General features: G+C 54.8%; 7 protein-coding genes and 1 pseudogene. 3 read left to right on the top strand and 5 right to left on the bottom strand.

Features of this window, described 5'->3' with window-relative positions:
- From POG22_RS14015 to POG22_RS13995, 5 genes are all read right to left on the bottom strand, one after another.
- Positions 1-180: hypothetical protein (locus POG22_RS14015; protein ID WP_498905946.1), on the bottom strand; the 180-nt coding region annotated here is incomplete at its 3' end.
- A 207-nt stretch (positions 181-387) separates the two neighbouring features.
- Positions 388-1,191: an ABC transporter permease gene (locus POG22_RS14010; RefSeq protein WP_035492632.1), complete on the bottom strand. Its 804-nt coding sequence runs from the start codon at positions 1,189-1,191 to the stop codon at positions 388-390.
- A 238-nt stretch (positions 1,192-1,429) separates the two neighbouring features.
- Positions 1,430-2,305, bottom strand: a complete 876-nt coding sequence (locus POG22_RS14005) for an ABC transporter permease (RefSeq protein WP_498905948.1) — start codon at positions 2,303-2,305, stop codon at positions 1,430-1,432.
- Between the two features lie 139 nt (positions 2,306-2,444).
- Positions 2,445-3,563 carry an ABC transporter substrate-binding protein gene (locus POG22_RS14000; RefSeq protein WP_498905944.1) on the bottom strand — a complete coding sequence of 373 codons (1,119 nt, stop codon included), beginning with the start codon at positions 3,561-3,563 and terminating at the stop codon, positions 2,445-2,447.
- Between the two features lie 105 nt (positions 3,564-3,668).
- Positions 3,669-4,802 carry an ABC transporter ATP-binding protein gene (locus tag POG22_RS13995; protein WP_498905942.1) on the bottom strand — a complete coding sequence of 378 codons (1,134 nt, stop codon included), beginning with the start codon at positions 4,800-4,802 and terminating at the stop codon, positions 3,669-3,671.
- A gap of 355 nt (positions 4,803-5,157) precedes the next feature.
- Between POG22_RS13995 and mrdA the strand changes: the two genes are divergently transcribed.
- The 3 genes and pseudogenes from mrdA to POG22_RS13980 form a co-directional block, all read left to right on the top strand.
- The gene (gene mrdA / locus POG22_RS13990) at positions 5,158-6,960 is read left to right on the top strand and encodes a penicillin-binding protein 2 (RefSeq protein WP_498905940.1); all 1,803 of its coding nucleotides are present in this window, start codon (positions 5,158-5,160) and stop codon (positions 6,958-6,960) included.
- A 476-nt stretch (positions 6,961-7,436) separates the two neighbouring features.
- Positions 7,437-7,574, top strand: coding sequence for a hypothetical protein (locus tag POG22_RS13985; protein ID WP_498905938.1), 138 nt, complete (start codon positions 7,437-7,439; stop codon positions 7,572-7,574).
- Between the two features lie 143 nt (positions 7,575-7,717).
- Positions 7,718-7,822 (top strand): annotated as a pseudogene (locus tag POG22_RS13980) (IS1634 family transposase N-terminal domain-related protein); the annotation flags it as partial.
- Between the last annotated feature and the right edge of the window lie 131 nt (positions 7,823-7,953).

The following is a 7,953-nucleotide window of genomic DNA, read 5'->3' as shown; positions in this document are numbered from 1 at the left end:
GCCCCATAGTGGAAACAACTTGGGGGTGTTGCTGGGTAAAAGTTCCCAGAACACAGCGAGAATGCCGCCTGTCGCAAGGGCTAACGCCTTGTAATAAGACACCTCCGCCTCGCGGGACGCAGGTGGGGGAGCATTCATAATACCCTGTCGCAATCGACCGAGATCGAGTTCCGATGCCATGTCGGTCGCCTAAGTGTCACAGCTAGACTTTTCAAGCCCCTCACCGATCGACTAAGATTTATAGCAGTTTAGTGTGGTGTGAAGGCGACTCTTCCGACGGAACTCAGCTCAGGGCTGAATCGTCTGAATAAGTAATGGTTCTCAACTGTACGCTGCTAGGCCGACCCAACCGTCCGGTTGGGTTTCCTAGCTTTTACTAATGTGAGCTTACTTCGGGTTTCCGGTTTCACTGCGATAGCGTAAGTATTCCGCCGCGAAGGCCAACAAACCCGAAACGACGATGAGAATCGCACTTAACGCGTTGATGTCGGGTTTGACACCGGTACGAATGCGACTAAAAATTTCCATGGGTAGCGTCGTCGCTCCAGCACCCGCCGTAAAACTCGCAATGAGGAAGTCGTCCATACTGAGGACGAAGGCTAACAAACACCCCGACACGATACCGGGCATGAGTTGAGGCAGCAAGACTTGCGCGAACGCCTGAGTCGGCGTCGCCCCCAAATCGAGCGCCGCTTCTTCGAGATTGGGGTCTAAATCTGCCAAGCGCGTCGAGACGACGATGGCGATGTAGGCCAGACAGAAGACGATGTGGGCGGCAACGATCGTCCACAGGCTGAGGGAAAACCCCACCGCCGCCAGAAAGACCAGCGTGGCGACGGCGATCGCGATATCCGGTACGATCAGGGGCAAGTAGGAAATGCCGAGATAGAGTTTTTTGCCGGGAAAGCGGTATCGAGCCAAACCGACCGCCATCAACGTACCGAGAACAGCCGAAACCACAACCGCCGTCAGTGCGACGATCAGGCTATTTTTCAGAGCTGAAAAGATCCGGAAGTCGGTTAACAGTCGCTCGTACCATTGCAGGGTAAAGCCTTCCCAGTTGGCACTGTACGCGGACTCGTTGAAACTGTAGGCAGCCAAGACCGCGATCGGAAGATACATAAACGCAAACATCGCGCCGACAAATAACGCTTGCCAGGAGATGCTCGGTTTGGCCGAAGGGTTCGCCATGTCGGGGGGAAGCTCCTCTGGAGACGGGGGAGTATCGGGGGACTCGGATCGATCGTTACGAACGGTTTCGGTCATAGACGCAAACAGGGAAAACAGATGTCGCCCAATTACCAGAAAGGGCGGAGGAGTCGATCGCCTCGGATACCGCCTCGCCCAGTTCGTTATCAACTGTAACACCCGTTCTCGAGGTTGAGGGCTTCGACGATCGAGCCTGGCCTCGCTCCCCGATCGCAGCGAACTAGCGTTGCGTCGCCGAAGAATCCCCGTATTTCAGCAACAAGGCGATCGACAGACTGACCGCAAAAATTAACACCACACTCAAGGCCGATCCGAATCCCCAGTTTTGAGTTTGTCCCAAAAACTGGTTGTAGATCAAGCGAGCCACCGTCATGCTGGAGGCACCGCCGAGAAGTTCCGGGTCGATGAAATCCCCGAGGCTCGTGATAAACACCAGCAGCGAACCGGCGGCGATACCGGGAAGCGCTTGAGGTACCGTAATTTTCCAAAAGGTTTGAGGGGGTGTCGCCCCTAAATCGGCAGAGGCTTCGAGCAGATCGCGATCGAGCTTTTCGAGGGACGAGTAGAGAATCAAGACCATATAGGGCAGAAAGCTGTAACTCATCCCCACAAGAACCGCAGGCGTTCGGTTGAGAATTTCGAGCGTCGGCAATCCGATAGTGGAGAGAATCGAGTTGAGTACCCCCGTCGGTCGCAAAATGGTAATCCAGGCGTAGGTTCGCAGCAGCGAGGACGTCCACAGGGGCAAAATAAAGCCCAACAGCAGCAGGTTGCGCCAGCGTTTCGGGGCGAGAACCGCAATCCAGTAGGCGACGGGAAAGCCCAAACCCAGACACAACAGCGTCGTTCCCACGGCTAAACCGAGCGATCGCACGATCACGCGAAAGTTCGTCGGGTTGAACACCAACAAGTAATTATCGATTCCCGACGGGTTGACGATATCCCCAGGACGAATGTTCGGAACCAGGCTCAGCTGGAAAATAACCAGCGTGGGCAGAACCAGCAGCAGTAACAGCCACAGCCCAGCCGGTCCTAACAGAACCAGCGGACCGAGCCAGCGAGTCCCCCAACGCGGTTTGGTGGCGTCTGGGGTCAGATCGGAGGTCGAGGAAGATGGGGGGGGCGATACAGACACGGGTGTTATGGGAGAAGGGGAGAGGGGGAGAGGGGGAGATGGGGAGAAACTGTTACCTGTTAACTGTCTTCACTGGTGACTGGTGACTGGTGACTGTAAGTTAGCCACTGGTGAGTTTGGTCCAATAGCGATTGTAGATTTCTCCGACATCTGGGGGAATCGGTTCGAGGCTTTCAGATTTTTCGATCGCCGATTCGGGAGGAAACAGCGTCGTGTTGGTTTGAACCTCTCGCGGTAACAACTCGAAGGCGGTGGCGTTGGGGGTGGCGAAGCTGAGACGTTCGCAGATGCGGGCGGCCACTTCCGGGCGCAGCATGAACTCGAGCCAAGCATACGCCCCTTCGATGTTGGGAGCCGTGCGGGGAATCACCAGAGCGTCCGTCCAAATCGAGGAGCCGCTTTCGGGGTGAACGTAGGCGAGATCGGTATTTTCAGGAGTTATTTCGTTGGCATCGGAAGAGTAGCACATGGCGATTTTAAGGTCTCCCGTGAGGATTTGCGTGCGCCAAGCGTCGGAATTAAATGCCGCGATCGCCGGTTTGAGTCGTACCAGTTTTTCGTAAGCAGCGCGAATTTCGTCCGGGTTGGTGGAGTTGTAAGAATATCCGAGGGAGCGTAAGGCAGCACCGAAGACTTCCCGTTGGTCGTTGAGGAGCGTGAGGCGTTTCGTCAACTGTTGTTGGTAGTCCCAGAGATACTGCCAGTCTGTAGGGATCGGATTGAGGGCTTTTCGGTTGTAGATCAGACCCGTGGTTCCCCAACTGAGGGGGACGCTGTAGCGGTTGTCGCGATCGTAGCTGGGATCGCGAAACTTGGGAAACAGGCGATCGAGACCCGGCAGACGAGACTTATCCAGTTCCATCAACATATTGAGGTCGATCTGTCTCCGCACCATGTAGTCGGAGGGATAGATGACGCTGTAAGCGCCTCCGGCACCCGCTTGTACTTTCGCCAGCATTTCCTCGTTAGAGGAAAAGACATCGGCAATGACGCGAATTTGGGTTTCTTTATAAAACTGGTCGATCAGTTCGCGATCGGTATACCCAGCCCAGGTGTAGATGTAGAGAACGTCAGACGCCGTGCGGACGTTGGTTCGCACGTTGGCCAGCGTCCAACCACAGCTCGAGAGTGCCAAGCCGGAGGCGGCAGCGGCAGAAGCTTTCAAAAACTGACGGCGGGTCGAGCGACCGCCCGAAAACGAGAGACGAGTCGAAGGCACGGCACCAAGAGCGATCTATCGGACGAAACGTCGGAACGCGACGATCCATGAGTATCTTACCGCGAGGGGCGGTGGTGTGGTCTCACGTCGCGATCTCGAGAGGTCTCAGGTCGATCGCGCGGCCAGGGCGATACAATCTGAGGGCGACCACGACAGGTACAGTGGCGAACCGTCTTCGGGTAACGTTTCGAGGTGGGTCGCTTGACGCACGGTTAACGTTTCTCCCGACACCAGTTCGACGACGCAGTGAACGTGAGTCCCGAGATACATGGCGTGTTTGAGCCGTCCTTCAAAGGTATTGTGGGAGGTTTCGGGGGGGGCGCAGTGCAGGTGAATTTTTTCGGGACGCACGCTGACGATGGTTTGATGGGTGCGATCGCTCCACTCGGGAGTGCGCGACACGACGATTTTCAAACCCGAGTGGGTGCGAACGAGCAAACTCGACCCGTCGGTACTTTCGAGATGCCCCTCAAATAAATTCGTATCGCCGATGAAGTCTGCGACGAAGGGAGTTCGCGGGCGTTCGTAAATTTCGTTGGGAGTTCCCACCTGTTCGATTTTGCCGTCTTTCATCACGGCGATGCGATCGGAGAGCGACAGGGCTTCTTCTTGGTCGTGCGTGACCATCACGAAGGTCAACCCCAAATTCTGATGCAAGTTCGACAGTTCGACCTGCATCTGCTTGCGGAGTTTCAAGTCCAAAGCCCCGAGGGGTTCGTCGAGTAGCAGCACCGCCGGACGGTTGACCAACGCTCGGGCTAAGGCTACCCGTTGACGCTGACCTCCAGAGAGTTGTTTGGGGTAGCGATTGGCAAAAGTTTCCATTTTGACCAATTGCAACACCTCATCGACCCGCTGTTGGACTTCACTGCGTCCGAGGCGTTTGATACGCAAGCCGAAAGCGATGTTGTTCCACACCGTCATGTGGTCGAACAGAGCGTAATTTTGAAAAACCGTGTTGGCCGGGCGTCGGTGTGGCGGAACGTGGGTCATGGATTTTCCTCGAATGAGGACTTCCCCAGCTGAGGGCGTCTCGAATCCGGCCACGAGCCGCAACGTCGTTGTTTTCCCGCATCCTGAAGGGCCGAGGATACTGAAAAACTCCCCTCGGCGAATATTAAACTCGACGCCGCGCACAGCCGTTTCACCGTTGAAGACTTTGAAGACTTTACGGAGTTCGACGTCGAAGTCGGAATCGAGGGTAGGCAAATCGCTGTTATGGGTGGCAGCTTGCAGCATGATAGCGGCTCCTGGTTAGTCGTCTCCCCGATCTCGCGTCGGGTCTCCAATTGGGTTAAGGAACGATCGAGCAGTCGGTACGGACTGACAGCCACCTCGAGCACGGCGAACGAGGCACGCGGTAGCAGTTGACCGTTCGTCTGTATCGCACGTTCACTTTATTGTATCGGGAGGACGGGCGATCGTCGCGAAGCTCTCCGTTGCTTCTCGATCGCGATCGGCTTTCGGCAATGTTGCATAATAAACTTCACCGTCACCCGTCACCCGTGAAGACAGTTAACTGAAAACTCTCTTCACTGCTCACTGCTCACTGTTCACTGCTCACTGTAAAAGCTCCCCCTCTCGACCTACCGCCATGACTTCTCTACCGTCATCTAGCTTCGGAAATCGACCTAACACTCGTACTATCGGGGAGTTTTCTCGCTCCGTCGTAATGATGTTGGCGATTACCCTGGTTCTCGTGGGTGGAATCGGTGCGCGTCTGGCTTACTTGCAGCTCATCCAAGGCTCGCGCAACCGCAAGCTAGCCGAAGACAACCGCATTCGCCTCATTCCTACCCAACCGGTACGGGGAAATATTTTCGATCGCCACGGAAAGATTCTGGCCAGTTCGAGTTTGTCCCACACCGTTTATCTGTGGCCGCTCGCTCAAAAGCCCGAGGACTGGCCGGCCACCATCGAACGATTGTGTGAAATTCTCAACCTGCCCACCGAGGCCGTCCTCGAGCGCCTCGAACAAATTGGATATCAATCCCCCCTACCGATTCGAGTCGCCCGTCGTCTCACCTCCGCTCAAGTCACCGCTCTCGAGGAATACGGTCAAGATTTAAAAGGCATTGAGGTCAGTGTCGAAGCGATCCGCACCTATCCTAACGGCTCTGTGGCCGCCCACGTCCTCGGCTACACGGGCGAAATCGACGAACTCGCCTTAGAACAGTTTCAAGAACAGGGCAAAGAAGAATATCGTCTCGGAGATATTGTCGGTCAAATGGGGGTCGAAGCTGCCTTCGAACCCCAACTGCGGGGGGAATGGGGCGGCCGTCAGGTGGAAGTAGACAGTCGCGGTCAAATCGTGCGCGTTTTGGGCGAAAAGCAAGCCCAAGGCGGTCGAGACGTACAGATTACCCTCGACCTGGAACTGCAAAAAGCGGCTGAAGCTGCCCTAGGTAACACCAAAGGTGCGATCGTCGCCATCGACCCCCGAAACGGTGCCGTGTTAGCTCTGGTCAGCCGTCCGGCATTCGACCCCAATATTTTTTCGACGCGCATCAGTACGGAAGATTGGGCAGAACTCCAAAGTGCCGACCACCCCTTCGTCAACCGCGCCTTGCAAGGATTTCCCCCCGCCAGTACGTTTAAAATCGTCACCACGACTGCGGCGATCGAATCGGGAGAATTTCCCACCGAAACCGTTCTACCGACGTATCCCTACATCACCGCAGGCGGTATTAAGTTTTGGGATTGGAACCGAGTCGGCTTTGGTCCTCTCGGGTTCGCGGGAGCCATGGCCTGGAGTAGCGATACGTTTTTCTATCAAATCGCCCAAGCCATCGGTGAAACACCTCTGATTCAATGGACGCGCCGCTATGGATTCGGTGAAAAAACGGGCATCGAACTCGCGGCCGAAGAATCTCCTGGCTTGGTTCCCGACGAAGCTTGGAAAAAAGAAGTTATTGGAGAGGGCTGGTTCATGGGGGATACCATCAACATGTCGATCGGTCAGGGCTATTTACAGGCGTCACCGCTACAAGTCGCCGTCATGTTCGCCGTTCCGGCCAACGGGGGGTATCGCGTACAACCCCATTTGTGGAAAGACGATATGGAAGCCAGTCAGTGGCGCGAATCCCTCAACATCAGCCAAGGTACACTCGACGTTTTAGCTCAAGGACTGCGAGAGGTGATTACGATGGGGACGGGGTCGAAAATCAACTCGTCGGACATTCCCCCGTTTGCTGGAAAAAGCGGCACGGCAGAAGCACCTCCCTTTGAATCCCATACCTGGTTTGGGGCTTACGGGCCGATGGACGACCCCGAAATTGTGGTCGTTGCCTTTGGCGAACACTCGGGACAAGGGGGCGGTTCTTTTACTGGTCCGAAGGTTTTGCAAGTTTTACAAGCCTATTTCAGCCTCTACGGTGACGGTGAGGTGATGAGGTGAGGAGATTTCCCGATCGTCCCATCGTTTCATCATCTCCCCATCACTGCTCGCTACTCGCTGTAAAAGTGCGTGACGCGGTAAAGCTACATTGACCGGATTTCTACCCGATTCGCCGGTCGCGTCACGACACCCTTGTATGTTGGCGGTGTACATTGGCGGTGCGTGACAGAGCGATCGGTCTCGCGTTCGACGCCCTATTGTTCGAGTCACGCACCCTTGTATGTAGGAGTTTAAGAGAAAATCGAGTTAGGAGTGACTCCGGACGCAGCCTCAGAGCCGATGTGAGCCTGTTAAGTAGATTGTAGAGCCTCCTAGCCCGATAACAGCAGCACGCTAGCAGCAGACTGGACAGTATACCCGGTGTTTTCTCAGAAAAACCACCCAGGATAACAAGGATAGCGCTGTGAGCGAGCTGCAAGAATTCCTCTTGTCCCCTACCGTTGGAGAAAATTGTCCCCTACCGTTGGAGAAAAACTGTGAAGACCTCGAAAACCCCAGAGTCCCTGGCCGTCCTCGGCATCGATATCAGTCAGAAAACCTTTCACGTGGCACTGCTCAAAGGAGGTCAAACCACCCAAGCTAAATCTAGCCAGTTCGACAACACTCCAGACTGAAGTTTCCCCTGTAAATCTACTCAAAAGTCTCTCAAACGCTTGCCGGAAGGGAAAGAGGGCGCGGAACCCGCCGAGCGTTGTACCCATGTAATTCAAAGATTTTCTTAAGGTTCTCGAGCAAAGAAATCCGCTATTCTGTAGTCATGTATATCGAACGAGTTCCCAATCGAAATTCCCCCCCGGCCGTCCTTCTCAGAGAATCCTACCGAGAGGGCAATAAGGTTCGCAAACGAACTTTAGCTAGGGTTTGCTGAAAAAGTTATCAAAAGCTGGGGGTGGAAAATGAACAAGAAGCCGTCTTGCTCAAGGTATAAATCTGAATTGACTTAACTCGTCCACTTTATAAGTTACAATAATATTTCTCGACAAAATTATGAAG

Origin of the sequence: Geitlerinema sp. CS-897, from assembly GCF_028368005.1 — a bacterium.
GTDB classification, from domain to species: Bacteria; Cyanobacteriota; Cyanobacteriia; order Cyanobacteriales; family Geitlerinemataceae; genus Baaleninema; species Baaleninema simplex.
This window is presented reverse-complemented; position numbering and strand designations above follow the sequence as displayed.